This window comes from Paraburkholderia sp. ZP32-5 (assembly GCF_021390495.1).
In the GTDB taxonomy this organism is placed as follows: Bacteria; Pseudomonadota; Gammaproteobacteria; order Burkholderiales; family Burkholderiaceae; genus Paraburkholderia.
Genome location: NZ_JAJEJP010000003.1, coordinates 1,540,605 through 1,566,737, shown reverse-complemented (window position 1 = coordinate 1,566,737; position 26,133 = coordinate 1,540,605). Strand labels below are relative to the sequence as shown.

23 protein-coding genes are annotated in these 26,133 nt (G+C 61.0%); 20 read left to right on the top strand and 3 right to left on the bottom strand.

The genetic code is table 11. The annotated features are described in order from the left end of the window. Position 1: 1 nt before the first annotated feature. Genes L0U82_RS39365 through L0U82_RS39355 form a run of 3 tightly spaced genes read left to right on the top strand, consistent with a single transcriptional unit; the run spans position 2 to position 5,329 of the window. Positions 2–3,166 (top strand): efflux RND transporter permease subunit, encoded by a 3,165-nt coding sequence (locus tag L0U82_RS39365; protein WP_233839224.1) that lies wholly within the window; start codon positions 2–4, stop codon positions 3,164–3,166. After that, positions 3,166–4,713, top strand: a complete 1,548-nt coding sequence (locus tag L0U82_RS39360) for an efflux transporter outer membrane subunit (protein ID WP_267929978.1) — start codon at positions 3,166–3,168, stop codon at positions 4,711–4,713. Before L0U82_RS39365 ends, L0U82_RS39360 begins: the two co-directional genes overlap by 1 nt. Next, entirely contained in the window at positions 4,697–5,329 is a 633-nt protein-coding gene (locus L0U82_RS39355) for a glutathione S-transferase family protein (RefSeq protein ID WP_233839223.1), read from the top strand. Before L0U82_RS39360 ends, L0U82_RS39355 begins: the two co-directional genes overlap by 17 nt. Before the next feature lie 68 nt (positions 5,330–5,397). On the opposite strand, the gene L0U82_RS39350 is transcribed toward L0U82_RS39355, so the two are convergent. The 3 genes from L0U82_RS39350 to L0U82_RS39340 form a co-directional block, all read right to left on the bottom strand. Further along, on the bottom strand, positions 5,398–6,429 hold the full coding sequence (locus L0U82_RS39350; protein ID WP_233839222.1) for an NADP-dependent oxidoreductase: 1,032 nt from the start codon (positions 6,427–6,429) through the stop codon (positions 5,398–5,400). Between the two features lie 290 nt (positions 6,430–6,719). Further along, positions 6,720–7,193 (bottom strand): RrF2 family transcriptional regulator, encoded by a 474-nt coding sequence (locus L0U82_RS39345; RefSeq protein ID WP_267929977.1) that lies wholly within the window; start codon positions 7,191–7,193, stop codon positions 6,720–6,722. A gap of 92 nt (positions 7,194–7,285) precedes the next feature. Next, positions 7,286–8,041, bottom strand: a complete 756-nt coding sequence (locus L0U82_RS39340; protein WP_233839220.1) for an enoyl-CoA hydratase-related protein — start codon at positions 8,039–8,041, stop codon at positions 7,286–7,288. Between the two features lie 351 nt (positions 8,042–8,392). Between L0U82_RS39340 and L0U82_RS39335 the strand changes: the two genes are divergently transcribed. From L0U82_RS39335 to L0U82_RS39255, 17 genes are all read left to right on the top strand, one after another. Next, positions 8,393–10,561 carry a molybdopterin-containing oxidoreductase family protein gene (locus L0U82_RS39335; RefSeq protein ID WP_233839219.1) on the top strand — a complete coding sequence of 723 codons (2,169 nt, stop codon included), beginning with the start codon at positions 8,393–8,395 and terminating at the stop codon, positions 10,559–10,561. Between the two features lie 146 nt (positions 10,562–10,707). After that, positions 10,708–11,889, top strand: coding sequence for a beta-ketothiolase BktB (gene bktB / locus L0U82_RS39330; RefSeq protein WP_233839218.1), 1,182 nt, complete (start codon positions 10,708–10,710; stop codon positions 11,887–11,889). A 101-nt stretch (positions 11,890–11,990) separates the two neighbouring features. Beyond that, a complete protein-coding gene (locus L0U82_RS39325) occupies positions 11,991–13,397 on the top strand; it encodes an AMP-binding protein (RefSeq protein ID WP_233839217.1) in 1,407 nt (468 codons plus the stop codon). Positions 13,398–13,400: 3 nt separating this feature from the next. After that, complete coding sequence (locus L0U82_RS39320) at positions 13,401–13,652, top strand: AMP-binding enzyme (RefSeq protein WP_233839216.1); 252 nt, start codon at positions 13,401–13,403, stop codon at positions 13,650–13,652. Between the two features lie 141 nt (positions 13,653–13,793). Then, complete coding sequence (locus L0U82_RS39315) at positions 13,794–14,381, top strand: TetR/AcrR family transcriptional regulator (RefSeq protein WP_233839215.1); 588 nt, start codon at positions 13,794–13,796, stop codon at positions 14,379–14,381. 371 nt (positions 14,382–14,752) lie between these two features. Next, positions 14,753–15,979 (top strand): NAD(P)/FAD-dependent oxidoreductase, encoded by a 1,227-nt coding sequence (locus L0U82_RS39310; protein ID WP_233839214.1) that lies wholly within the window; start codon positions 14,753–14,755, stop codon positions 15,977–15,979. Between the two features lie 68 nt (positions 15,980–16,047). After that, a complete protein-coding gene (locus L0U82_RS39305; RefSeq protein WP_233839213.1) occupies positions 16,048–16,455 on the top strand; it encodes a nuclear transport factor 2 family protein in 408 nt (135 codons plus the stop codon). A 30-nt stretch (positions 16,456–16,485) separates the two neighbouring features. Then, positions 16,486–17,289 carry a 2-oxo-hept-4-ene-1,7-dioate hydratase gene (gene hpaH, locus L0U82_RS39300; protein ID WP_233839212.1) on the top strand — a complete coding sequence of 268 codons (804 nt, stop codon included), beginning with the start codon at positions 16,486–16,488 and terminating at the stop codon, positions 17,287–17,289. Positions 17,290–17,502: 213 nt separating this feature from the next. Continuing rightward, entirely contained in the window at positions 17,503–18,444 is a 942-nt protein-coding gene (locus L0U82_RS39295; RefSeq protein WP_326489802.1) for a LysR family transcriptional regulator, read from the top strand. A gap of 168 nt (positions 18,445–18,612) precedes the next feature. After that, positions 18,613–18,936 carry a non-heme iron oxygenase ferredoxin subunit gene (locus L0U82_RS39290; protein ID WP_233839210.1) on the top strand — a complete coding sequence of 108 codons (324 nt, stop codon included), beginning with the start codon at positions 18,613–18,615 and terminating at the stop codon, positions 18,934–18,936. 119 nt (positions 18,937–19,055) lie between these two features. Then, the gene (locus L0U82_RS39285) at positions 19,056–19,916 is read left to right on the top strand and encodes a fumarylacetoacetate hydrolase family protein (protein ID WP_233839209.1); all 861 of its coding nucleotides are present in this window, start codon (positions 19,056–19,058) and stop codon (positions 19,914–19,916) included. An 18-nt stretch (positions 19,917–19,934) separates the two neighbouring features. Further along, positions 19,935–20,933 carry an ornithine cyclodeaminase family protein gene (locus L0U82_RS39280; protein WP_233839208.1) on the top strand — a complete coding sequence of 333 codons (999 nt, stop codon included), beginning with the start codon at positions 19,935–19,937 and terminating at the stop codon, positions 20,931–20,933. Between the two features lie 39 nt (positions 20,934–20,972). Next, a complete protein-coding gene (locus L0U82_RS39275) occupies positions 20,973–22,067 on the top strand; it encodes an AraC family ligand binding domain-containing protein (RefSeq protein ID WP_267929975.1) in 1,095 nt (364 codons plus the stop codon). A gap of 6 nt (positions 22,068–22,073) precedes the next feature. Then, on the top strand, positions 22,074–22,592 hold the full coding sequence (locus tag L0U82_RS39270) for an aromatic-ring-hydroxylating dioxygenase subunit beta (RefSeq protein WP_233839207.1): 519 nt from the start codon (positions 22,074–22,076) through the stop codon (positions 22,590–22,592). A gap of 19 nt (positions 22,593–22,611) precedes the next feature. Continuing rightward, on the top strand, positions 22,612–23,859 hold the full coding sequence (locus L0U82_RS39265) for an aromatic ring-hydroxylating oxygenase subunit alpha (protein WP_233839206.1): 1,248 nt from the start codon (positions 22,612–22,614) through the stop codon (positions 23,857–23,859). A gap of 76 nt (positions 23,860–23,935) precedes the next feature. Then, positions 23,936–25,201 carry an ABC transporter substrate-binding protein gene (locus L0U82_RS39260; protein WP_233839205.1) on the top strand — a complete coding sequence of 422 codons (1,266 nt, stop codon included), beginning with the start codon at positions 23,936–23,938 and terminating at the stop codon, positions 25,199–25,201. Positions 25,202–25,269: 68 nt separating this feature from the next. Then, on the top strand, positions 25,270–26,133 hold the full coding sequence (locus L0U82_RS39255; protein ID WP_233839204.1) for a branched-chain amino acid ABC transporter permease: 864 nt from the start codon (positions 25,270–25,272) through the stop codon (positions 26,131–26,133).

The window sequence follows — 26,133 nt, the reverse complement described above, 5'->3', positions numbered from 1 at the left end:
CATGCGTCTGACTCATTTCTTTATCGACCATCCGCGCTTCGCGGCCGTACTGAACATCTTCGTCGGACTGTTCGGGCTTGCCGCGCTGACGCTATTGCCGGTCACCCAGTATCCGGAGATCGTGCCGCCCACTGTGCAGGTGACGACGATCTATCCGGGCGCGTCCGCTGAAACGATCGCGCGCACCGTCGCGACGCCGCTCGAACAGCAGATCAACGGCGTCGAGAACATGCTCTATCTGAGCAGCCAGTCGACCGGCGACGGGCGTCTGACGATCACCGTCACGTTCCGCATCGGCACCGACCTGAACGTCGCGCAGATGCTGACGCAGAACCGCGTGCAGGACGCGCTGTCGCGTCTGCCCGAAGACGTGCAGCGCGAAGGCGTGACGGTGCAGAAGACGACACCCGCAATCCTGCTCGCGGTGCATCCGTATTCGCCCGATCATTCGCGCGACGCGCTTTACCAGTCGAACTACATCACGCTGCACGTGAAGGACGTGCTCGCGCGCCTGCCGGGCGTCGCGGACGTCGAGTTCGCCGGCGAGCGGCAGTACGCGATGCGGATCTGGCTCGATCCGGACAAGGCCGCCACGCGCGACGTGACCGCGGCCGAAGTACTCGCGGCGTTGCGCGCGCAGAACGTGCAGGTGTCCGCCGGCTTGTTGAATCAGCCGCCGACGCCCGGCGAATCCGGCTATCAGATCAACGTCGAGGCGCTCGGCCGGTTGCAGACGCCGGACCAGTTCGCGGACGTGATCGTGAAGTCGGACCCGGACGGGCGCGTCACGCGTATTCGCGACATCGGCCGCGTGGAACTCGGCGCGGCGGATTACGGTTCGTCCGCGTACAAGGATCTGACGCCTTCCACGCCGCTGCTGGTCTACGCGGAACCCGGCGCGAACGCACTGAGCGTCGAAGAGTCGGTAATCGCCAAGATGAAGGAACTGAAAACGACCTTCCCGCAGGGCCTCGATTACCAGATCATCTATGACCCGACACACTTCGTCGGCAAGTCAGTGAACGAGGTGATCACGACGATCTTCATTGCGATCGTGCTGGTGGTGGCCGTGGTGTTCATCTTTCTGCAGACGTGGCGCGCGACCGTCATTCCGGTGGTCGCGATTCCGGTGTCGCTCGTCGGCACGTTCATGGTGCTGAAGGCGCTTGGTATCTCGATCAACAACCTGTCGCTATTCGGGCTCGTGCTCGCGGTTGGGATCGTGGTCGACGATGCGATCGTCGTCGTCGAGAACGTCGAGCGCAACATGCGCGCGGGCATGTCGCCACGCGAGGCCGCGCACCGCACGATGGACGAAGTCGGCGGCGCGCTGATCGCGATCGCGTTGACGCTGTGCGCGGTGTTCGTGCCGTCGGCGTTCATCTCGGGTATCTCGGGCCTGTTCTTCAAGCAGTTCGCGGTAACGATCGCGGCGTCCACGGTGATCTCCTGTTTCGTGTCGCTGACGCTGAGCCCATCGCTGTGCGCGGTGCTGTTCAAACCGCACTATCACCACGACGCGCCGCGTGCAGGATTGGCCGGCTGGCTCGATCGTCAGTTCGGCCGCTTCAATCGCGGGTTCGATCGCGTATCGAGCGGATACGGCAATCTGACGCGGCGGCTCGTGCGGGCGTCATCGATGGTGGTGCTCGTCTATATCGGCTTGATCGCGGCCACGGGCGTGCTGTTCTCGCGCGCAACGACCGGCTTCATTCCGGAACAGGATCAGGGGCTGTTGATCACGCTCGTGCAGCTGCCGCCGGGCTCCACGCTTGCGCGTACCGAAAAGGTCGTGCTGGAAGCCGCGAGCATCATCGCGAAGACACCGGGCATCGAGCACATCGCGCCGTTCGTCGGACTCGACGCGACGACGACCACGATCGCGTCGAACGGCGGCACGATCTTCGTCGGACTGCCTTCGCTGTACAACCACGAGATTCCCGGGGTGACCGCGGCTTCGGTGCTCGCGACGTTGCGGCAGCGGCTGTCGGTGATCCGCGACGCTCGCGTGCTGGTGATCCAGCCGCCGCCGGTGCAGGGGCTCGGCAGCACGGGCGGCTTCAAGATGATGCTCGAAGACCGCGAAGGGCTCGGGCCGGCCGCGCTCGCGAAAGCGGCGAACACGCTGGTCGCGGCCGCGAACCAGGATCCGTCGTTTGCCGGCGTGTTCACGCTCTACAACGCGGGCTCGCCGCAGGTCTATACGGACATCGACCGTCTGAAGGCGGAAAAGGTCGGACTCACGCCGACCGACGTGTTCTCGACGCTGCAGGTCTATCTCGGCTCGCAGTACGTGAACGATTTCAACTATCTCGGACGGACTTACCAGGTGATCGTGCAGGCAGACGGACAGTTCCGGCGCACGCCGGAAGATATCGCGCGGCTCAAGGTGCGCAACGCGGCCGGTGAGATGGTGCCGATCGGCTCGGTCGCGCAATTCAGAACCGTGACAGCGCCGTATCGCGTGCCGCGCTACAACCTGTATCCCGCAGCCGAAATTCTCGGCGGCGCGGCACCGGGTGTTGCTTCGGGCACCGCATTGAAGCGCATGGAGGACATCGCGAACCGGGTACTGCCGAAGGGCATCGCCTACGAATGGACCGACCTCGCGTATCAACAGCAGCAGCGCGGCACGCCGACGCTCGTGATCTTCGGCGCGGCCGCGCTATTCGTGTTCCTCGTGCTCGTCGCGCAGTACGAAAGCTGGCGGCTGCCGCTGTCGATCGTGCTGATCGTGCCGATGTGCCTGCTTGCATCGGTGATTGGGCTCGACGCGCGCGGCATGCCGATCGACATCCTCGCGCAGATCGGCTTCGTCGTGCTTGTCGGGCTGGCCGCGAAGAACGCGATTCTGATCGTCGAGTTCGCGCGGCAGCGGCAGGACGACGACGGCGTCTCGGCCGGGAAGGCTGCCGTTCATGCGGCGCGTACGCGGTTGCGGCCCATTCTGATGACGTCGTTTGCGTTCATCCTCGGCGTGGTGCCGCTCGCGATTGCAACCGGTGCGGGCGCGGAAATGCGGCAGTCGCTCGGCACGGCGGTGCTGTTCGGGATGATCGGCGTAACGGGCTTTGGCCTCGTGTTCACGCCGACGTTCTACACGATCGTTCGCCGGTTCGGCCGCAAGCCCGTGGTTCAGCAGCTTGGTCAGGAGGAGCGCGCGTGATGGCCTTGCTTTATTCGATGACTCGTCATTCGACGACTCTTCACCCGACGACTCGTCTGCGCGGCGGACTGGTTGCGTCTGCACTCGTTATCGCACTGTCGGGCTGCATGGTCGGCCCGGACTATGTTGCGCCGAAGACGGAACTGTCGGCGTTTCACAACCTCGATGCGGTGTCCGCGCGGCAGACCACGCTGCCGGCGCCGCCGCTCGATCAGTGGTGGACCGGCTTTCACGATCCGATGCTGGTGACGATCGTGCAGCGCGCGCTCGCGCAGAATCTCGACCTCGCGGCCGCGTATGCGCGGGTTCAGCAGGCGCGTGCGGTTGCGTCGGGGTCAGGGGCGGAACTGCTGCCGACGCTCGATCTCGATGCGTCCGCAACGGCGCAACATCAGAGCATCGAAGGGCCGATCGGCACGCTCGCGCGCGGCTTTCCTGGTTATACGCGCGGCCAGCGCGAGTACACGTTGGGCCCATCGGCGAGTTGGGAGATCGACCTGTTCGGCGGATTGCGCCGAGGCGCAGGCGCGGCCACCGACGAAGTGCAGGCGGCGCAAGCGGACCATGCGGGCACACGCATCACCGTCGCGGCCGATGCGGCCGACGCGTATCTGCAGATTCGCGGCTACCAGACGCGGCTCGCGGTCGCGCAGGATCAGGTCGACACCAATGCGCACCTGCTGCGTCTCGTGCAATCACGCTATCAGGCGGGGCAGGCTGACGGACGCGAAGTCGCACAGGCCGAGGCGCTGTTGAAAGATGCACGTGCATCGATCCCCACGCTGCGTGTCGGTCTCGAATCGCAATCGAACCGGCTCGACGTGCTGATGGGCGTTCAGCCCGGCACCTACGCGACGCAACTGGCACTGCCGGCGGAAATTCCGTCGGTGCCGGCGATCGGCGGTAACGATCAGCCGCTCGATGTGCTGCGACGCCGGCCGGATGTGATCGCGGCAGAACGGCGACTCGCGGCGTCGAACGAACGTATTGGCGCGGCGATCTCCGAGTATTATCCGAAGATCTCGCTGTCCGGCGCGCTCGGCTTCGACAGCCTGAACGTCGGCCACTTCCTGAGTTCGGATGCGTTCCAGGCGACCGGTGGCGGTGCGTTACGGTGGCGTCTGTTCGACTTCGGCAAGGTCGATGCGGAGGTTGCGCAGGCCCACGGCGCGAATGCCGAAGCGTTGGCGCAGTATCGGCTGACGGTGCTGAAAGCTGCCGAGGATGTGGAGGACGCACTGAACGCACTGTCGCAGACGGAGATCCAGGTGACGGAACTTCAGGGCGAGGTCGATGCACTCACCCGTGCGCGTGATCTGTCGCAGAAGGCGTATGAAGCGGGCTCGATTCCGCTGACAGATGTACTCGATGCGAACCGTCAGTTGCTGGTCACGCGAGACCGGCTCGATGCGGGCCGTGCCGATGCCGCGCGCGCAGCGGTGGGCACGTTCCGCGCGCTCGGCGGTGGATGGAATGTGCAAGCGGACAGCAAGGAAACAGCGGCCGTCGCTGCACAACAGGAAGCCAGTGATGCAAAAACACGTTGAACTGTTCGGCGCTCAAACCGGCAATTGCATCCGCGCGGCGATCGCTCTTGAAGAGGCGGGGATACCGTACGTCGTTCGTCACGTCGATCTTGGTCGGGGCGAGCAGCGGCAAGCCGAATTTCTGTCGCTGAATCCGGCCGGTAAGGTGCCGGTGATGATCGACGATACCGATGCGGCGGCGCCAATGGTGCTTTCGCAATCGAACGCGATCATGCTGTACGCGATGGAAAAAGCACCGGGTCGCCTTCTCCCGGCAGACGGCGCGGCGGAACGGGCCGTTGCGCTCGAACGATACTTTTATTTCGTGACCGACGTGATAGGTCCGAGCCATGCTGCCTTCTACCTGAAGTACCAGCGCATGACCGATGCGGCCGCGGCGCTGCAATCGCTTGCCGTGCGCCGGCTGGCCGATGCGGAGCGTTTCGTTGCGCAGTCGCCGTTCATCGCCGGCGACCAGTTCACGATTGCGGATATTGCGGCCTTCACGATAGCCGGTTCGATGCAGGCGGAACTCGAAAGCCTGTCGCTGCCGAACCTTGGACGATGGTTTCGGGATGTCGCGGCGAGGCCGGCGGTCGCGCGGGGTTACCGCGCGTTTGCGTTGGATGTGGCGTGATAGGTGGTATCTGTTGAATGCGCGGCAATGAGGCTGCAGGGCAGCCTTTTCCACATCGCCGCGTGCTATCAGACCGCATCGCTCGCAATCTTGACGAGCAGCTTGCCCCTGTTCATACCGTCGAAAAGCATATTCAGCGCGGCCGGTGCATGTTCAAGACCATCGATCACGTGTTCGCGATACAGAAGTTCGCCTCGTTCGAGCCTGGGCAGCAGATCGGCCTCCGCCTCGTGAAACCTGTCGGCGTGGTCAAGATAAATAAACCCTTCCATGCGCGTGCGGTTGATCAGCAACTGAAGCCAATTCTTGAGGCTTTCCTGCTCGCCCCGGTAGCGGGAAATCGCTCCACACAGGATGATGCGGGAACTGACATTAAGGAATGGAAGCATCGAGTCGAGCATGGATCCGCCGACGTTGTCGAAAATGATGTCGATTCTGTCTGGACATAGTCTCGCAAGCGCTGCAGGAACATCGTCTGTTTTGTAGTTAATGCAATCCTCCGCGCCCAAAGAGCGGACCCACTCGCATTTCTCCGCATCACCGGCTAACCCGATCACTTTGCAACCGGCCGCTTTGAGCAACTGCACCGCAACGCTACCTACGCCGCCGGCGGCAGCTGTCACGACCGCAGTTTCGTCGGGCTGGGGTTGACCGATGTCATGAATGCCGAACCATGCGGTGAGCCCATTGATACCAAAGACGTTGAGCGAGGCGGCGAGCGGAATGGTCGCAGGAATGATGCGAATGCCGTTGCCGTCACTGAGCGCGTACTCCTGGCCGCCAAGAAGGCCCTCCACGAACGAGCCAACAGGGAAACTCGCGTGCTTCGATGACACTACCTCGCCCGCACACAAGGCACGCATTACATCGCCCACTTCGGTTGGCGCAATGTAATTGCGGGTGCCGTTCATCCATCCGCGAGTGCCGGGGTCGAGCGACATCCAGTAATTGCGAACGACGAACTGTCCCTCGGCGGGGACAGGCATGTCAGCGGCCTCGTAGCGCAGCACATCGTCTGCCAGCGGCCCTGTGGGGCTGTCGGGCCTTCGTGCGAGGATAAAGCGGTGGTTACGGATACGGTTAGCGGCGGATTCGGTCACGTCGGGTTCTCCTTATCTATGAGTGGTATTTTCACGATAGTGGTGAAACACGGAGCCCGTACTCGTTCGTGCGACGCTTTGCGCAAACTCGATGAATGTCGAGGAGTTTCAGGCTTCAAACGTAACGTTATAATAACATTAACATACGTGCGAAGATGCAAACCCGGGCACAGGAGACACGATGGATTTTCGTCAAAAAAATGGCGCATGTCCGCAATGCGAACTGCGCCTGATCAGGTTCGCCGCAACGAAGCGCGACGGACCATCAACGAGTCGACAAACCTGAGAGATCAGGCGGTCGCTGTCTTTTTCCTTGCACCGCGACGGGCAGCCTGGGACCTTTTCATGCTTTCTTCATCCCACGGAACAAACACTTGCGAGAGCCGCACAGTGCGCAATTTTTTGCGGGCATCGAGCTCGATGTCTTTGTGGAGTTGGATCAGCGTGTCGTGCACGCTGCAATGATCGGCCCACTCGGAGAAAGGATTCTCTACCGAGAAGAACGGCATCTCGCTGTCGCCGACCGCTTCGTAGATGTCTAGCAGGGTAATGTCTTTCGGCGGCCGAGCGAGTTTGACGCCGCCATTGCCACCGCGAGTTGCCTCGAGCAGGTTCGCCTTGACGAGCAATGAAACGATCTGCCTTGCGCGTGCGGCATGCGTGTCCACCCACTTCGCGATCGTTGTGGTAGAAAGCATGCGCGGCTGATGCGCTCCGACAAACGACATGATGTAGCACGCCGTAACGAATTTAGTGGACTTCAAGATTGACCTTTCAGGTGTTGCGGCAGCCGAAAAAAGATACGCATATAGGGCGTCGCGTAGTCGATTCTACCTCAGTCACCGATGGCCACCGGCTACGCCGTTTTGCGCTTTCCAAGGAATTTCGCAAATGCCTGTTGCGCCGCCGGAGCAATCACCGTGGCGGCAAGCGCCTCCCTCTCCGCAACATACTGGCGCGCGATATGAAGTTCGAGTCCATCCTGAATAAGACGCTTCGTCCTTCTCACGACGGCCTCTGGCAGTTGTGCCAGCGCATTCGCGTGCGATCCCGCCACGTCCAGCAATTCCTCGGGTGGCACAACGTCGTTCAACAAGCCAAGCAGCTCGGCACGCGCTGCGTCGATCTTTTTCCCAAGCATCAGAAGCTCGGTTGCGCGTTGCCGTCCGGCAAGCAGCGGCAGTAGGACCGTAGAGGCGCCTTCTGGCGTGATGCCGAGGCTTGTGAAGGGAAGAGCAAATACCGAGCGCGGCGTCGCGAACGCCAGGTCGCAATGCAGCAGCATCGTGGTCCCTATACCGATCGCTGCACCGTCGACTGCCGCGACGACTGGTTTGTCCAGTTCCATCAGCGCCGAAAAGAAGCTCCAGACGGGAGCGTCTGACTTGATCGGCGGCGAGGCAATGAAGTCGTCGATATCGTTGCCCGCGCAGAACACGCCAGGCTGCCCCTTGATCAGAACGACACGGACCTCGTTGTCTGTTTGCGCCTGCCTCAGCGCCGCTGCAAGCGCGCCATACATTTCGCCGGTCATCGCGTTCTTGCGCTCGGGTCGGCTGATCGTGATTTCGAAGACGTTTGCTTTCAGTGAAAGAAGGATATGTTCGGACATCGCCTATATGCTCGTCGAGAGGAGGATGCCGTGCTCATGGCATTTCTCCCATGTCAGGAATACCACCATGCAATGCCAATGTTACGGTGACGATAACGTAAGTGGCGTCAACGCATTGGCGAGACGGCGGCGGAATAGTTCGTGCGGGAACGAACCACTTGACGCCGATCGTGGTGGGAGCTATCTTAAAAGAAAATGTTATCGTAACAATAACGTATAAAGCCGCACAAAACAACGCCGGAAAATCTCGCGCTGTTGCCGTAACGCACGCATGTTTTCGTGCGGGCATGAGCGGCGCTCAGGCGGAGCATGCGTGGGTTGACAATCGGATTGGCGTAATCAGGATGAAGCATGGAAGAGAAGCGGGTGCTGTGTTCGGGCTGCGATACATATTGCCAGGTTCATGCGGAAGTCCCTGAATCGGGTCTTGTGGGCGACGTGAAGGTTCGCGCGATCGATCCTCGTCCACTGCGGGCCAACATATGCATGAAGGCGGTCTATGCGCCTGTAGGCTTCTCACATGCCGGCCGCGTTCTTTATCCGCTCAAGCGGGTAGGGCCGCGTGGCGGCGGAACGTGGACCCGCGTGAGCTGGCAGGAGGCGATGGACGATATTGCGCACCGGCTGTCGGATATCGTGGCCGCGCACGGTCCGGAAGCACTCGCGGTATCCACGTCGCAGTGGAACACGCAAAGCGACAATGGCGCGGCGCGCCGATTCATGAATCTGCTCGGCTCGCCCAACTGGATCAGCGGTGTGGCGATGTGCGCGGGAAATACCGCCGCGATCAATCGTATGGTGTACGGCTGGTATCCGTATCCGGACTATCCGCAAACCAACTGCATCGTGCTATTTGGGCACAATCCGAAGCAACATTCGTGGACGCCGATTTTCAACGCAATTCGCCGCGCGCAGCAACGGGGTGCGAAGCTGATCGTACTGGACCCAAGACGCAGTGAAAATGCCGAACTCGCCGATCTCTGGTTGCCGCTCAAGCCCGGGACCGATGCGGCGATGTGCTTCGGATGGCTCAAGGTCATTCTCGACGAAGGTCTTTATGATCGGGATTTCGTCGCGCGCTGGACGACAGGGTTCGAAGCATTCCGCGAACGCGTCAATCAGTTTCCGCTCGAACGGGTGGCAGAGATTACCGGTGTTTCATCCGATCTGATCGCGCAGGCGGCGCGGATGTACGCGACTTGCGGGCCGTCCGTCATTCCGTGGACTCCGATCACCGACCAGCAGCGCAATTCGACCTCGGCAATCCGCCTGATGTGCAGCTTGCGCGCACTGTGCGGATACCTCGATGTGCCTGGCGGAGAAGTGCAGCATGGCTTCCATCCGGACATCGTTCACGAATCCGATCTCGAGTTGCACGGCGCGCTGAGCGACGCGCAGCGTGCGAAACAGCTCGGATCGGACACGCATCCGGCCTTCACCTATCGAGGGACGGCGGCGCTGCGTGAACCGTCGATGCGGGTCTGGAACCATGAATGGCCGAATCTGATCAGCGGCAGCTACATGGCCAATCCGACAGCCGTGTTCAAGGCGATGGCGGACGCCGAGCCCTATCCGGTGAAGGCATTCTTCGTGCTGGGGAACAATGCGCTGTTGAGCTACGCGAATATGCAGCTGATTCAGCGGGCGATGTTGAATCAGGATCTGATCGTTGCGGTCGAACAGTTTCGTACCCCAACCGCGCAGCTCGCGGACTATATCTTGCCAGGCGATGCGTGGCTCGAACGCAGCGCGCTCTCGGATGGCTTCGGCTGGACCGCAATTTACCGGGCTTCGCAGAAGACCGTCGAGCCGCCGGGCGAATGTCGCGGCGTGTACGACTTCTGGCGTGAACTCGGCCTGCGTATGGGCATGCGTGAGCAGTTTCCGTGGCCATCGAACGAAGCCGTACTCGACTACCGGGTCAGGGCGCTCGGCATGAGCTTCGACGAATTCGCCAAACAGCATGCCTACCATTTCCACGATATCCGCTATCGGAAATACGAGCAAAGCGGTTTCGCGACACCAAGCGGAAAAGTAGAACTGTATTCGAGCGTGCTGGAAGATCTCGACTTCGATCCTCTGCCGTATTGGCGCGATGATCCACCGTTCGATCCGGCCTTTCCGTTCAAGATGTTCACCGGCATCCGCGACGACGAATTCTTTCAGACCGGTCATCGGCATATCGCCGCGTTGCGCGCACGATGCCCGGATCCACTGATGTTCATTGCGCAAGCCGACGCGGACGCCGCGGGCGTGACCGACGGAGAATGGGCAGAAGTCGTCACGCAACAAGGCCGCGTGAAGCTGAAAGTGTCCGTGCGGACAGACATGCAGACCGGCGTTGTGCGTGTGCCGCACGGCTGGTGGATGCCGGAGCGGCCCGAAGGCGACGGCACCTTGTCGGGCGCATGGGAGTTCGCGGATGCGCAGATTTGCCCTGACGATGCGGATCATCTCGATCTGGAGCAGGGTATCCCGCACTTCAAAGGTGTCGCCTGCCGCGTACAACCGCTGGCCTGACGCGCGTTGTGTGCCGAGCGATTCGCCGTCGCGCAAACCCCGTCTTGACGATGAGATAAAGTTACGATGACAATAACAAACAGGATATCGTGAAGTTCATCGTAGACACGTGGCATCGGTCGAAGCGCCGGTGAAGGGAGAGTGTGATGGAGGATGTATTCGTCATTTCCGCGGTGCGGACAGCGATCGGTGACTATGGTGGCGGCCTCAAGACCGAGGCGCCATCGACGTTGGGTGCGTCGGTCATCAAAGAGGCGGTCGAGCGTGCCAACGTGGCGCCGGAAAGCGTGGGCCATGTGGTGTTCGGCAACGTCATCCACACCGAGCCGCGCGACATGTATCTATCGCGTTTCGCAGCGATTCAGGCCGGTCTGCATGAGCACACGCCGGCCATGACACTCAACCGGCTGTGCGGCAGCGGACTGCAAGCGGTGCTGTCGGCGGCAGAATACGTCGCGAATGGCGATGCCGAGATCGCAGTGGGCGGTGGTGCCGAGTCGATGAGCCGTGCACTCTATTCATCCGCACTGACCCGCTGGGGGCAGCGCATGGGTGACACGCAGCTCTACGACATGATGATAGGTGCGCTGACGGACCCGTTCGGCAACGGACATATGGGCATCACCGCGGAAAACGTCGCCGACCGTTATCGCGTGTCGCGAGAAGAACAGGACGAGTTTGCAGCCGACAGTCACCGCAAGGCGGCACAAGCGGTTCGGCAGGGTCGTTTTGACACGCAGATCATGCCCGTGACTGTCAGGAAAGGCCGCGAAGAAAGCGTTTTTTCCGTTGACGAACATATTCGTCCGGATCTCGACGCTACCGCGCTCGCACAACTGCGTCCTGTATTCAAGAAAGAGCAGGGTACGGTGACGGCGGGCAACTCGTCGCCGATCAATGATGGTGCGGCCGCCGTTGTGCTCGGCAACGAACGCGCTGCCGCGGCGGCGGGCAAGGAGCCGCTGGGGCGACTCGTCGCGTTCGCACACGCTGGCGTCGATCCGGCGTTTATGGGTATCGGTCCGGTTCCCGCCGTGACGAAAGTGCTGAACAAAGCGGGCCTGCGCGCTGACGACATCAGTGTGATCGAAAGCAACGAAGCATTTGCCGCGCAGGCGTGTGTGGTGACCCGTGAATTGCGGTTCGATCCGACGCGGGTGAACCCGAACGGTGGCGCAATTGCGTTGGGCCATCCGATCGGGGCGACGGGCGCAATACTCGTTACGAAGCTGTTGTACGAACTCAAACGCATCAAAGGCCGTTACGGTCTGGTGACGATGTGCATCGGCGGCGGCCAGGGCATCGCCGCACTGTTCGAATCGGTCTAGCAACCGAGCGGGTCACGTCGAGTGCCGGCACGCGGTCGCATGACCGCGCGCGTGGCATTGACGTCTTATCCGTCATCAAAACAATAGCAGGAGACGTCAGAATGGATCATGCCGACCGTTGGCGCTTCGCGAAGCGACGGGCGAATTTCGAACCGCTCAGTCCAATTTCTTTTCTTAAACGCACTGCACGTATTTTTCCGGATCGCACTGCGATTGTGTATGGCGACCTGAGGCGCACGTACGCCGAAATGGAAAGCCGCTGCCGCAGGCTGTCGTCTTTCATCGACAGCCGAGGCCTGGGCCAAGGCGATGTGGTTTCGGTAATGTTGCCGAACCTGCCGGAAATGGTCGAGCTGCATTTCGCCGCGCCGGCGAATGGGCGCATTCTCCATACGGTTAGTACGCGGCTCGACGCGAACGGCGTGCGCTTTCAACTGCAGCACTCGAAATCGAAACTCCTGGTTTTCGACGCCGAATATGCGGGGGTTATCGAAGCCGCGGTGGCGGACATGACGTCGCCGCCCATTCTCGTGGAACTCGTGGACCGCGGTGCGCCCGTCTCTGTCCAGGCGTCATCGTCAGCGCATATGTCCTATGAGCAGGCTTTGGCACTCGGCGATGACAGCATCGCACTGCAAGGTCCGGAGGACGAATGGCAGCCGATCGCGCTGTCGTACACGTCGGGCACAACGGGAAATCCGAAGGGTGTGGTCACTCATCACCGGGGGGCGTATCTGAATGCCGTGGCCAATGTGCTGGCGTGGTCGGTGCCCGCGCATCCAGTCTATCTATGGGTGCTCGGAATGTTTCATTGCGACGGCTGGTGCTTTCCGTGGACGATCACGCATCAGGCGGGCACGCATGTGTGTCTGCGCAAGGTCGACCCTGCGTTGATTTTTACGCTGAGTGAAACGGAGCGAGTTACACATCTATGCGCGGCGCCGGTCGTGCTGTCCATGCTGACGACGGAAGCCCACGCGAATCACCGGCGCTTCGCGGAGCCGGTCGATATCCTGACCGCCGGAGCGCCGCCGGCCGCACCCATCATCGGCGCAATCGAGTCGATCAACGCGCGCATCACCCAGGTCTACGGTTTGACCGAGACCTATGCGTCGACCACATTCAGCGCATGGCGTAGCGAGTGGGACACACTGCCGCCTCAGGAGCGGCACCATCGCAAGGCACGCCAAGGTGTCGAGTATCCGGCGTGCGAAGAACTGGGTGTGATCGATGCGTTCGGCAACCAGGTGCCTTGGGATGGCGAAACGGTCGGCGAGGTCGTGGTGCGTGGCAATACGGTAATGGCCGGCTATCTCGACAACCCCGCGGCCACGGACGAAGCGCTTGCGAATGGCTGGTTCCATACCGGAGATCTTGCGACGCGCGATGACGAAGGCTACATCTCGATCAGGGACCGTATCAAGGACATAATCAATTCGGGTGGCGAAAAGATTTCCTCGATAGAGATCGAAGACGTGCTGTTCGAGCACCCAGACCTGCTCGAGTGAGCGGTGGTCGCGGCACCGCACGAGAAATGGGGTGAAGTGCCTTGGGCGTTCGTGCTGGCGAAGCCCGGCGCCGCGCTCAGTGAAGAACAGCTTCTGCAGCACTGTGGCGAACGGCTGGCCAAGTACAAGATACCGAAGCGCTTTGTGTTCGGTGCGCTCGAAAGGACCGCAACCGGCAAGGTGCAGAAATACAAGCTGCGGCAGATCGCTACCGAGGCCGTGATGCGAGAGCAGGCGAAATCCGACGCCGCATAGGTCTGCACCCATATCTACGGCAACGACCGGAGCACCATGTCGACGACAGCCATCCAGCGCGAGGGTCCGGGGTCAATAGACGGGTCGACCTTGCCGGACTCAGGGGATGCCACGTTCCCGTCGACGGAGCGGCGTCGACGAGTGCCGGCATCAACAGCTCGCCAGGCCATTCTGGAAGCCGCGACGACATTGCTCTCGTCGCAAACGTACGAGTCGGTGAGCATCGATGAAATCGCGAACCGGGCCGGCTTTCACAAGATGGCGATCTATCGGTCGTTCGGCTCGCGCGAGGGTCTCGCGATCGCGTGCGCCAACTGGCTGTGCCACGAGGAGCGCGGCAAGTTGGAGCGGGCAATCCTGCCGTACGAAGGCGATCCGTCCGCGCAATTGAAAGCGCTTTTCGCCAGTCTGTGCGCGAACCGCCTTACCGATCCGTCGCATGGCTGCCGGTTGCAGTTGCTGGCCGGCCGCTTCCCCGATCCCGATCATCCGGTGCGCGCGGTCATTGCGCGACAAAAGCGTGAGTGCCGGCGATGGCTGGCGGATTTGCTGACCGATGCGGGCATCGCCGGTTCGGCCAGCCGGGCGGCCGACATGCTGATCCTGATGTGGGACGGCATCGTGTTCAATCTGCACGGCACGTCCGAGTCGCGCCGCATGGCCGCGATGCTGTCGGATCTCGTCGACGAGATGCTGCGTCCCGACGCGGCCGATGCCACGCTGCGCTAGCGATGCGCGATTCGCTGCTGTTTCACGGCCATTTCTCGTGTGCTTTGCGCCCGTGATGCTTCGGTGGAACAACTTCTGTTCCAGTCAGACGGTTGTTCGCTTCGGCTCATGCGCGCACTATGAATACGCCGGCTCTACCTGAGCGGGCAGACAGGCCGGTAGGCCGACGAGAACCATTCGACGGAGACAGTCAATGCGAGTCCGCGATGCCACGCATCGCGCGAGTTCGCGCCCGAACAGGGCGATGGCCTGACTATCTTCTTTCGGCTACGCGCAGACCGATGAGCGGGCAACGCGATCGCGTAGCGCGCGATCATCGCGGACATGAGAGCGATTTTCCGCTTTAAACAAATACAGCATGGGCATCAGATATGGGAGCAGAACTAACCGGCAGCGCGGTCATCGTCGGCGCGGGGCAGGCCGGCGGCTGGGCCGCGCGCACGCTTCGTTCCGAAGGTTTCACAGGTCGCATCGTGTTGATCGGCGATGAAGCCGTGCCGCCCTACGAGCGTCCGCCTTTGTCAAAGGAGCAACTGCAACCGGTGGCTCCGGCATTGCCATTCCTTTTGACGCAGGAAGAACTGAAGCGCCAGGATATCGAATGGCTGGCGGGTGCACGCTGTGCGCGCATCGATCGGCGGCAACGCATCGTTCGGCTCGCTGACGACAGTGTGATCGATTACGACAGGTTGCTATTGAGCACCGGCGGGAGCGCGCGTCTGCCGGCGATCGACGGCATCGATGCGCGCTGCGTGCAGGTCTTGCGCACGATCGAAGACGCCACGCAGTTGCGCGCGGCACTGCGGCCCGGCGCGCGCGTGCTCGTGGTGGGCGGCGGTTGGATCGGACTGGAAGTGGCCGCAGCGGCGCGTGCGGTGCAATGCGAGGTGACGCTGGTGGAGGTCGGCAAGCAGTTGTGCGCGCGCACCGGTTCTTCGCACCTGTCGGACTATCTCGCTGCGTTACATCTAGAACGCGGCGTCGACGTGCGGCTCGGCACACAGATTGTCGCGCTCGACGAAGCGGGCGAAAGTGGTTGCCGCGCGCGCTTCATGGATGGCGCGAGCTTAGACGTCGACCTCGTCGTGGTGGGAATCGGACTCGTGCCGAATGACGAGCTGGCGCGCGCCGCGGACCTCGTCTGCGATCGCGGCATCGTCGTGGATCGGCAGTGCCGCACATCGGATGCGTCGATCTTCGCCGCCGGCGACGTCACCGCGCTGCGAACGGACGACGGCACGCTGCTGCGGCTCGAATCGTGGCAGAACGCGCAGGATCAAGGCATCGCCGCCGCGCGCGCGATGCTGGGGCAGGACGTGGACTATCGGCCGGTGCCTTACTTCTGGTCGCAGCAATACGACAGGATGGTGCAGATCGCGGGCCATTGCGGGCCAGTTGCCGAGATCGTGGTCCGTCAAGCGGCGGCTGGCGGCGTTGCGATCGCCGAACTGGATGCCGACGCTCGCTTGACCAGCGCAATCTGTATCGGTTCTCCGCGTGAATTCCGGCAATTGCGTCAGTTCGTAGGCGCTGGCGCGCGAATCGACCGGGCGCGTTTCGCGGACGCCGCCGTCAAACTGTCCGATACGGCTGTATAAGCCACGACCATTTCACCGCGTGTCAATACTCATCCGCTTGCACATTGCCGCCTTAAGGACCATCCAGAATGAACCAACACAATCTCGATACGCTGGCTGCGGTCGTATTCGAGTTCTTCCACGGACTCGACACGCGAAACCACGCGGCCACCGCGCAATTCATGGCGCGCGAGGGTATCTGGCGACGCCAGGGAACGGAACTCGTGGGGCCCGAAGCTGTTCTCGCAGTGCTCGAGAAGCGCGACGCGAGCCGCCGTACCGCACACCTCATCACCAATCTGCGGCTCGCGGAAGCGACTGACACGACCGCGCGGCTGCGCTACTACGTTACCGCTTTCGAACATGCCGTATCCGCGGATGGCCAGAACAGCCCGACGCAGATGGCGGGTGTGCTCGATAGCACCGACGACCTCGTACTGGAGGACGGTCAGTGGCGCATCCAGTACAAATCCAGCCAGCGGCTGCTCGCCGGCTAGGCGCACGTATTCATCACTTGACGACACATCATGCTATCCACCAACGTCATCGAATCACTCGCGCGGGAATTCTACGAGGCTGAAAAGACCCGCGAGCAGATCAGGCAGATTTCGCTGCGCCATCCCCACATCACGATCGCGGATGCCTACGCGATCCAGCGCAGCTGGGTACAAAAGAAGATCGACGGCGGTAACCGTCTGAAAGGCCACAAGATCGGCTTAACTTCACGAGCGATGCAGATGGCGGTCGGCATCGATGAACCGGATTACGGCGCGCTGCTCGAAGACATGTTTTTCGCCGACGGCGCTACCATTCCAACCGAGCGCTTTATCGCACCCCGCATCGAAGTGGAGTTGGCATTCATCATGGACCGGCCGCTCAAGGGGCCCGAGGTCACGCTGTTCGATGTGCTGGACGCGGTCCGATACGTAACACCCGCGCTGGAGATCATCGACTCGCGTTCGCAGATGGTCGATCCCGACACCGGCAGGACGCGCAAGGTTTTCGACACCATCGCCGACAATGCCGCGAATGCGGGTGTCGTCATGGGCGGCCGTCCGGTGAGGGTCGGGGACATCGATTTGCGTTGGGTGAGCGCGATACTGTCGCGCAATGCCGTCATCGAAGAGACCGGGGTGGCGGCTGGCGTGCTCAATCATCCCGCCAATGGCGTGGTGTGGCTTGCCAACAAGCTGTCCGAGCACGATGTGGGTCTGCAGAAAGACCAGGTGATTCTGGGTGGTTCATTTACGCGCCCCATATTCGCCAGGAAGGGCGACGTACTGAATGTCGACTACGGGCCGCTCGGCACGGTGTCCTGCTGTTTTGGCTAGTTGCCGTCTCACGGCGCTCGCACCGCGGCGTTTGCTTGAAATCGTAGTGGAATGTGCCAGTGTTTTCCCGAGGCCGGAGAGTCGTTTTCCGATGCACTACCCGTGTTAACATTTTGTTCAGGCGTTCTCGCGTGGCTTCAGTTTGGATCTCACCCGAAGATCGAGCGAAGCAGGCGTGATTCCTGGGTGTAACCGGTGCAATGTATCGGAGGGATGATGGGGAGCGGCGTGTCGTGGTTGACGCAATCGGGGTCGGAAATTGCAGGTGTATTCGAAGATCTCAATACCCTGCGTATTTTCGTGCGTACCGTGGAGATCGGAAATTTCTCCGAAGTCGCGCGCCGAATGGGGGCCACCCCCGCGATGGTAAGCAAGCGGATTGCCGGGCTTGAAGGCAAGCTTGGACAGCGGCTGCTGAACCGTAACACCCGACGGCTCGTCGTCACTGAAGTCGGTCAACTGCTTTACGACCATGCAATGCGTGCGTTGCTCGAGCTGGACCACGCTGTCGAGGAAATGTCCTCCATGCAGAACCAGGCAACGGGGCATCTGCGAATCACCGCGCCGGCCATGCTGGGCGGAGAAATCATTGCTCCGCGTCTGCCTACCTTTCTGCAGCAGAATCCGCTGTTGTCGCTCGACATCATTTTCGCGGCCGAAAAGCTGGATCTGTATGAAGCCCGTATCGATATCGCGGTGCGCATTGCCGATACCATCGATCCGGGCCTTGTCGCCATCAAACTCGCGCCCTATAGCCGGGTTTTCGTCGCCGCCCCCGCCTATCTGAAAAGCCACGGCGTGCCGGGAATGCCGGAAGATCTGATGGATCACAACTGCCTCATTACGCGCGGATCGACATTGCGTTGGCCTGTAAAGCGTGACGGCGGCATCGACTATATCCACGTCAAAGGCAATTTCACGTCCGATAGCGGCCCGGCGCTTCGTCTCGTGTGCCTGGCCGGTCTCGGCATCATGATGGCGCCGCGCTGGATGGTTGCTCACGACATCAAATCGGGCGATCTCGTCGAAGTGTTGCCCGGCAACAGTATCGATAATCGCGCTGTTTACGCCGTGCTGTTGCAACGCAGCGACGCGTCCGCCAAGTTGCGGGCCGCAGTCGAATTTCTGCGCGGCTGTTTCGCACACATGCACTAAGTCTACGCCGAAGCCTCTCTCCGCCTCCTGATCCTCTTCCCGCGTTTTCATACCGCGGGGAACAGTTCCTGTTCCGCCGCGCGTCTTGTACGGTGCCGCGCCCTGGCGCATTCTGACTACGTCGTTAAGTCGTATTTGGAACTCATCTGCAAGAGAGGGAGATAGCTCATGAATGAGCAATGGGCGGACGTTTGCAATATCGATCTGATTCCTGAAGACGCCCCACATGCCGTCGCGATCGATGGCCGCGAAATCGCGGTCTATCGCGTCGACGGCGAGGTCTACGCAACCGATAACGTTTGTACGCACGGCGAGGCTCGCCTGTGCGACGGATACCTCGAAGGCCATGAGATCGAATGCCCGTTGCACCAGGGACGTTTCGATGTGCGCACGGGCCGCGCGACGTGTGCGCCGCTCACCGCCGACATCCGGATTTACCCGGCGAGGCTGGAGGGCGATCGCGTACTGGTGCGGCTCGCGGCTGCCAGTTGATCGGGCGAGGAAAGAATGCTGTTCCACGTCCGGCATTGCGGTAGCGCGCGGGGCGGCGCACAGTACATCACAACAGCAGAGCGGGAAGATCAACCCCGCGCACCCACACGGAGACAGGAATGAAGCTGGTCAGCTTTCTCGACCAACGCAAGGGCGGCGCACGCCGGTCCTATGGTGCGCTGATCGACAACAGGATCGTCGATCTCGCCACAGCCGCTGCGCCTACTTTGCGCGACGCGCTAACGATCGACGGCGTGGCCGGTATTGCCGCCCGCCTGCAAGGCTTGCAGGGCGCCGGCGGCCCCACATTGCGCGAGGTGACGCTCCTCACGCCAATTCCGGATCCGGACAAGATCATGTGCGTGGGGCTGAACTACCACGCGCATGCGGCCGAGGCGAATCTCGCGGTTCCTTCGAAGCCGTCGGTATTCGTCCGTTTCGCGTCGTCGCTCGCATCGCAGGGCGAACCGGTGTTGCGGCCGATCGTGTCGGAACAGTTCGATTACGAGGCCGAACTCGCAGTCGTGATCGGACGTCGGGCGCGTCGCATCGCCGAGGCCGATGCGTTGCAATACGTCGCGGGCTATGCGTGCCTTGCGGAAAATTCGGTGCGTGACTGGCAGAGGCATTCCGCCCAGGCCACCGCCGGCAAGAACTTCGTGAAGTCCGGCGCGTTCGGGCCGTGGCTCGTCACGCCCGATGAGGCGCCTTCTCCTGAACAGATGTCGATTATCGGGCGTCTTAACGGCGAGATCGTACAGAACGGAAGCTGCGCGGACCTGATCTTTGGCGTCGCGCAGATCATTGCCTATGTCACGACATTCACGGAACTGCTACCTGGCGACGTGATCGCCACCGGTACGCCCGCCGGTGTCGGCATGAGTAGAAAGCCTCCACGTTTCTTGCGCAATGGCGACGTCTTCGAAGTGGAGATCAGCGGGCTCGGCACGCTGCGCAATCCCGTTCGGGACGACCTTTAAAACATAGTGGGAGCAGGAATGACTCAGCAAGCCATCTGGTTGAGCGAAGAGGACGTGACATCGCTCGTCAGCCTTAAAGATGCCGTTTTCGCACTTGAAGACGGTGTGCGCCAACTCGGCGAAGACTCCGCTTTCAATATTCCGAAGGCGCTGGGCAGTTTCGGTGACGCATCGTCCATGCATTCGCTGGGATCGGCGATGACGAGCGCCGGCTTTTGCGGCTACAAGAACTGGATCAACACGCCGGACGGCGCGAAGGCCGTATTCGTGCTGTTCGATTCGAAAGCCGGCAGTCTGCTGGCGATGATCGAAGCGAACTGCCTGGGACAGTTGCGCACGTCGGCGATGACGGCGCTTGGCACGAAATGGGTGGCACGTCCGGGCACCAACGACATGGCGATGATCGGCACCGGACGTCAGGCACTGGCCCAGGTTGCCGCGGTGAATATCGTCAGGCCGCTGGAACGGATTCGTATCTGGAGTCCTACGCCCGAAAAGCGCCGTGCGTTCTGCGCGTCCATCACCGAGCAGTTCCCGATCGAAGTAATCGAAGCGGACTCGCTGGAGCACGCACTCGAAGGCGCTCCGCTCGTCACCACCGTCACGCGGGCCAATGCTCCGTTCCTGAAGGCACCGATGCTTCAGCGCGGCGCGCATCTGAACGCGGTTGGCGCGATTTTGCCGCACTCGGCCGAATTCGAGCAGGCGCTGTTCGAGCGGATCGGCTTCATCGTGGTCGATGACGTGTCGAACGCGCAAAAGGCGTCACGCGAACTGATCGACTATTTCGACAAGGGCCACGGCGCGGGGCAATGGGATCGTGTGCGTCCGCTCGGCAAGGTCGTCGCGAATCAGGAGAAAGCGGGTGCCGATTGCGATGTCACGCTGTTCAAATCGATGGGCATGGGAATCTCTGATCTGACGGTCGCTATCCTGGCTTACCAACGTGCGGTGCAGGCGGGACGCGGCAGAAGTATTCCCCTGATGCCAAAGTCCGAGATTCGCTGGGCAAGTTGAAGGCTAAGGTTTGGCACGATTAATTTGAAGGAGACACAAATGAACAATCCAATCACTCTTGTTGATGTCAGCGGAAAGCCGGCCCGTGAGCAGGCGTTCTGGCCGACGGTCGTGCTGCGCCGCGCGCAGATCGAAGCAGAGATCGAGCGCCTTGCGTCGATCGACCGTCCGGCCGACGGCCGTCGTGCATCGTCGGTCAACCATCCGATGAATAGCGGGCCGATTCCCGCATTCGCGCCCGGCATTGACGTGCAGATCGTGGTGCTGAAGCCCGGCGAGGAGAGCACGCCGGTCGTGCGTAATTCGAGCGGCGTCGAGATGTGCATCCGGGGTTCAGGTGTGGTGACGATCGGCAGCAAGGAATTCCGCATCGAAAAATTCGATGTATGGAACACCCCTTCAATGCGTCCTCAGGTGGTGCGCAACGACGGCAACGATCTGCTCGTGCGCCTGTCGTACAGCAACGCGCCGCTACTCGAACGCCTCGAAGTGCACTTCGTCGACAACGCTCCCGATCTCGTCGCTTCGACCGGAACGGTCGCCGCCGCGGCGGATCAGCATCGCGCCCGCGATGCGGCGAAGCCGATTCCGATCGGTGCGGAAGGCGCGCAGCTACTCGGCTACGAGTGGCTCGTCGACATCGAGACAGTGGATTCCAAGGCATTGCATTGGCCATGGAAGGAGGTTTCGCCGCATCTGCAGACCGTCTACAACATGGAGTTGGGTTACACCGGGCGACATCTTTACGTGCTGTACAACCCGGCCACGGAACGTCGAATCGGCACGTCGCCGAGCTTCTTCGCCACCATCGCGAAACTGCCCGCGGGCAAAGTCGACCGGCCACACCGCCATACGTCGGCCGCGATCAACTACATCATGTGGGGGCACGGCCGGTCTTCCGTCAACGGACAGAAAGCGGAGTGGGAAGAGGGCGACCTGCATTTCTCGGCGCCGGGCTGGTCGATACACAACCACGCATCGCGCGAGCAGGGCTGCACGGTCCTGACGGTTCAGGATCATCCGTTGCACATCGCGAACGAATCCCTGTTGTGGCAGGAGACGTTGAAGTCGCCGATCCTGAAGCTGGGAACGGATTTTGGCATCCAGACCAACCTGTCAGAGATCCAGGAGTAACTGGACATGAGAGACCGGATTACACCGATCGTGGCGGACGTGCCGCGCAACCCACAGACTCTTGCGCTGGAAGCGGAAATTCGCCGCCTGTATGAGGACGTTGCCGACTTGCTCGACGACGACGAAGTCGAACGCCTACCGTCGTATTTCATCGACGATTGCGTCTATCAGGTCGTATCGCGGGAGAACTACTCGCAGAACCTGCCACAGGCGACGATTTATTGCGACGGGATTGCCATGGTGCGCGACCGGATCATCGCGCTGCGCGAGACGCAGGTGTATGTGCCGCGTATCTGGCGGCATTTCATCAGCGGTGTGCGTGTCACCGCGATCGTGGACGGCGCGATTCATGTGCGTACGAATTTCATGGTTACCGAGGCGATGCTCGATGCCGATCCCATCGTGTTCATCGTCGGCCAGTATCTGGACGTGCTGGTTCGCGAGGGGGAGCAACTGAAGTTCCGGCAGCGGCTCGCGGTTTTTGACAACCACCACATCAGGCGTTCGCTGATCATGCCGGTCTAAGAACAGGGAGGAGAGGATCATGGAGCAGGCAGTATCGACGATCGCAATGCCGGAAAAGCGCCGCAAGTGGCCAGAAGAAGGCTGGACGCGCGTGCCTTTCTGGGTCTACACGGACCCGGACATCTACCAGCGCGAGCTGGAAACGTTCTTCTACGGCAATACGTGGAATTACATCGGACTCGAATGCGAGGTGCCCGAGAAGGGTTCGTACAAGCGAAGCTATATCGGCGAACGGCAGGTGGTCATCGTGCGCGGTGACAACGACCAGATTCACGTCTGGGAAAACCGCTGCGCGCATCGCGGCGCGCGGCTGTGCTGGAAGAACAAGGGCAAGGAAGACTCGTTCACCTGCCCGTACCATCAGTGGAACTTCGCGCTCGACGGCAAGCTGCAGGGCGTACCGCTCAAGCGCGGCATGCTGAAGAAGGGCGGCATGCCGCCCGACTTCGACAATGCGGAACATGGCCTGACTTCGCTGTCGGTATACCGCCTCGGCGGCACTATCTGGGCGAATTTTTCGCAGGATCCGGTGCCGTTCGAAGCCTATACCGGCGAAGACATGATGAACGCACTGCGCCGGCAATTTCCGGGCAAGAAGCTAACGCTGCTCGGTTATAACCGCCAGTTGATTCCCAGCAACTGGAAGCTCTATTTCGAGAACCTGAAGGATCCGTATCACGCAACGCTGCTGCATTCGTTCCTGATTACGTTCGGTCTGTGGCGCGCCGATACGGATTCGACGTCCGAACCGTGCGGATCGGGCCACAGCCTGATGTCGTCACGCAACGTCGGCAAGAAGGCGGATGAGAACGCCGCGCAGATCGCACGCTTCAAGGAAGCGCTGGACCTCAACGATCGCGATACCGTCACGCCGCGGCACGAATTCGAGGACGGCAAGATCATCGGCATCAAGCATTTCCCAAGTGTCGTGATCCATCAGCAAGCCAACACATTCGGCATGCGTCACGTGATTCCGAAAGGACACGACAAGTTCGAGCTCGAGTGGACCTATTTCGGCTATGAGGACGATGACGACGAGATGACGCGCTTGCGGGTGCGCCACGCCAATCTATACGGTCCCGCCGGATATGTTGCGATGGAGGATGGCGAAGTGCTGAGCGAGTCGCAGCTAGGCGCGCATCATGCCGACGCGCATGCGGCGGTGCTGGAAATGGGCGGCAAGGACGTGCAGAAACAGGATCACATGGTGACGGAAGTGATGATCCGCGCGTTTTACAAATACTACAAAGAAAAGATGGGGCTGTAGTTCGCGCGCGAGCGATCCATGCACAAGACGTGGACGCTCCGTTGGCGGCACCCCGCCTCGATGTGATGCCGGCCGTTTGGCCGGTGCTACTCGAAGGCGCTGTACACACATGGTAAGGAGACGAAAAATGACGGAAAAGACGGATGATTCCGCGATCAGCGCTTCCCGGCGGAACTTCGTGAAGGGTGCTGGCGCGCTTGCGTTGTTTGGCGGCGTCGCGCCCGCGGTGTTAGCGAAATCGACGGCGCCACTCAAGTTCGGATCATTGAATACCTATTCGAAGGTCTATGCCGGCTTGGGCAATGCGAACCTGAACGGCATGCAGCTGTATTTCGACCAGATCGGCAATACAATTGCGGGTCGTAAAATCCAGATCATCAAGGAAGACGACGAGCTCAATCCGCAGGTCGGCTTGCAGAAGTTGAAGAAGCTGGTCGAATTGGATCAGTGCGATTTGATCACCGGCATACAGGGCAGCAACATCGCGATGGCGGCCGTGCAGTATCTTCGGCAAAGCCAGGCGTTTCTGCTCTGCTCGGGCGCGGGTGCAACCGAGCTGTCGTACGTCGGTCTGCCCTATCTGTTCCGCTGTTCGGCGGCCACGTATCCCACCATGGAGACGATGGCCAAATACTTCTACGACAACATCGACAAGCGCGTCGTACTGACGACATCCGATTTCGCGGGGGGCCGCGACGCGCTGGCGGGATTCAAGTCCGGCTTCCAGACGCGCGGCGGAACCGTGATCAAGGAAATCTATCCGCCACTCGGAAATAATGATTTCGGTCCATATCTGGCCGATATCCGCAATACGGACGTCAAAGCGACGTTCAGCTTCTACGCCGGCACCGACGCCGTGCGTTTCGTCAAGCAGTACGACGAATATGGCTTGCGGCAAAAGTATCGCCTGACAGGCTCGGGTTTCATGCTGGAAAGCGATACGCTGCCCGCGCAGGGGCGCTCCGCACTTGGCGCCATCAATGTGCTGCACTACGCCGATACACTCGATAACGCCGAAAACCTGAAATTCGTCTCGGACTATCTTGCGCGATACAAGGAGTATCCGAGCGTCTATTCCGAATATGGCTACGTGGCGGCGCGCGTACTGCATCTGTCGCTGGAGGCGGTAGACGGCAATACGGAAGCCAAGGAAAAACTGCGCGAAGCGATGCGCGCAGTGAAGTTTAATGCGCCGCGCGGCCCCTTCCGCTTCACACCCGAAACGCAGAGTCCCACTCAAAACATCTATATCCGCGAAGTCGCCGAGATCAACGGCCGCATTACGAACAAGGTGATCTTTACCTTCAAGGACGTGCCGGAGCCGGCTAAGCGGCCAGTCTGACTTCACTGCGGTCGAGGTGGCCCGGCACGTCCGTTGCCGGATGTCGTTCTCAAGCACGAGGCGGTGCTATGGATTTCTTTATTTCGCAGTTAATCAACAGTCTGGCTTTTGCCGCGCTGTTGTTCATGACGGCGGCCGGACTTTCGTTGATTTTCGGGTTGCTGAACGTCGTCAATCTCTCGCATGGTTCGTTTTTCATGATCGGGGCGTTCGTGGCGGCAACGCTCGTCAATCTCACCGGAAATTTCTGGTTAGCTATGGCAGTGGGATGGGTGCCCGCGACGGCCGTTGCGATTCTCGTCGAACGTGTGTTCATGCGTCCGCTTTACGGCCGCGGCCATTTGAATCAGGTATTGCTTACGTTCGGCTTCATCCTCGTATTCGGTGATGTCTGTCGATATTTCTGGGGGGCCGATATCCGCAACGTCGCGCCGCCGACGCTGCTCGACGGTAGTGTCCGTCTGGGAGGAGCAGTGCTGCCTGTCTACCGGCTTTTCGTCGCCGTATTCGGTGGCGTGGTCGGCGTGACGCTGTGGTGCTTTCTCGAGCGAAGCCGACTTGGCGCGATGGTTCGCGCCGGTGTCGATGATGCTCGCACGGCGTCCGGCATCGGCATCAATGTACCGCTGCTATTCAGCTTCATCTTTGCATTGGGTTCGGCGCTGGCCGCGCTAGGCGGGATCGTCGCGAGTCCGATTTTAGGGGTTTATCTCGGCCTTGATATCGATGTACTCATTCCTGCCTTCATCGTCGTCGTCGTGGGCGGATTAGGCAGCTTGCGCGGTGCGCTCGTGGCTAGCTTGATGCTCGCCTTCGTCGATACCTTCGGTAAAGCCTATTTTCCAGACGCGGCCTTGGTGCTCGATTATCTGTTGATGGTGTTCGTGCTGTTGAAGCGTCCGCAAGGACTATTTGGCATCTTGATGAGTTGA

Bases quoted from the DNA above. Each gene is read 5' to 3' on its own strand.
- L0U82_RS39365 (WP_233839224.1), top strand. From the start codon at position 2: ATGCGTCTGACTCATTTCTTTATCGACCATCCGCGCTTCGCGGCCGTA.
- L0U82_RS39360 (WP_267929978.1), top strand. From the start codon at position 3,166: ATGGCCTTGCTTTATTCGATGACTCGTCATTCGACGACTCTTCACCCG.
- L0U82_RS39355 (WP_233839223.1), top strand. From the start codon at position 4,697: ATGCAAAAACACGTTGAACTGTTCGGCGCTCAAACCGGCAATTGCATC.
- L0U82_RS39340 (WP_233839220.1), bottom strand. From the start codon at position 8,041: ATGTCCGAACATATCCTTCTTTCACTGAAAGCAAACGTCTTCGAAATC.
- L0U82_RS39335 (WP_233839219.1), top strand. From the start codon at position 8,393: ATGGAAGAGAAGCGGGTGCTGTGTTCGGGCTGCGATACATATTGCCAG.
- bktB (WP_233839218.1), top strand. From the start codon at position 10,708: ATGGAGGATGTATTCGTCATTTCCGCGGTGCGGACAGCGATCGGTGAC.
- L0U82_RS39325 (WP_233839217.1), top strand. From the start codon at position 11,991: ATGGATCATGCCGACCGTTGGCGCTTCGCGAAGCGACGGGCGAATTTC.
- L0U82_RS39310 (WP_233839214.1), top strand. From the start codon at position 14,753: ATGGGAGCAGAACTAACCGGCAGCGCGGTCATCGTCGGCGCGGGGCAG.
- L0U82_RS39305 (WP_233839213.1), top strand. From the start codon at position 16,048: ATGAACCAACACAATCTCGATACGCTGGCTGCGGTCGTATTCGAGTTC.
- hpaH (WP_233839212.1), top strand. From the start codon at position 16,486: ATGCTATCCACCAACGTCATCGAATCACTCGCGCGGGAATTCTACGAG.
- L0U82_RS39295 (WP_326489802.1), top strand. From the start codon at position 17,503: ATGATGGGGAGCGGCGTGTCGTGGTTGACGCAATCGGGGTCGGAAATT.
- L0U82_RS39290 (WP_233839210.1), top strand. From the start codon at position 18,613: ATGAATGAGCAATGGGCGGACGTTTGCAATATCGATCTGATTCCTGAA.
- L0U82_RS39285 (WP_233839209.1), top strand. From the start codon at position 19,056: ATGAAGCTGGTCAGCTTTCTCGACCAACGCAAGGGCGGCGCACGCCGG.
- L0U82_RS39280 (WP_233839208.1), top strand. From the start codon at position 19,935: ATGACTCAGCAAGCCATCTGGTTGAGCGAAGAGGACGTGACATCGCTC.
- L0U82_RS39275 (WP_267929975.1), top strand. From the start codon at position 20,973: ATGAACAATCCAATCACTCTTGTTGATGTCAGCGGAAAGCCGGCCCGT.
- L0U82_RS39270 (WP_233839207.1), top strand. From the start codon at position 22,074: ATGAGAGACCGGATTACACCGATCGTGGCGGACGTGCCGCGCAACCCA.
- L0U82_RS39265 (WP_233839206.1), top strand. From the start codon at position 22,612: ATGGAGCAGGCAGTATCGACGATCGCAATGCCGGAAAAGCGCCGCAAG.
- L0U82_RS39255 (WP_233839204.1), top strand. From the start codon at position 25,270: ATGGATTTCTTTATTTCGCAGTTAATCAACAGTCTGGCTTTTGCCGCG.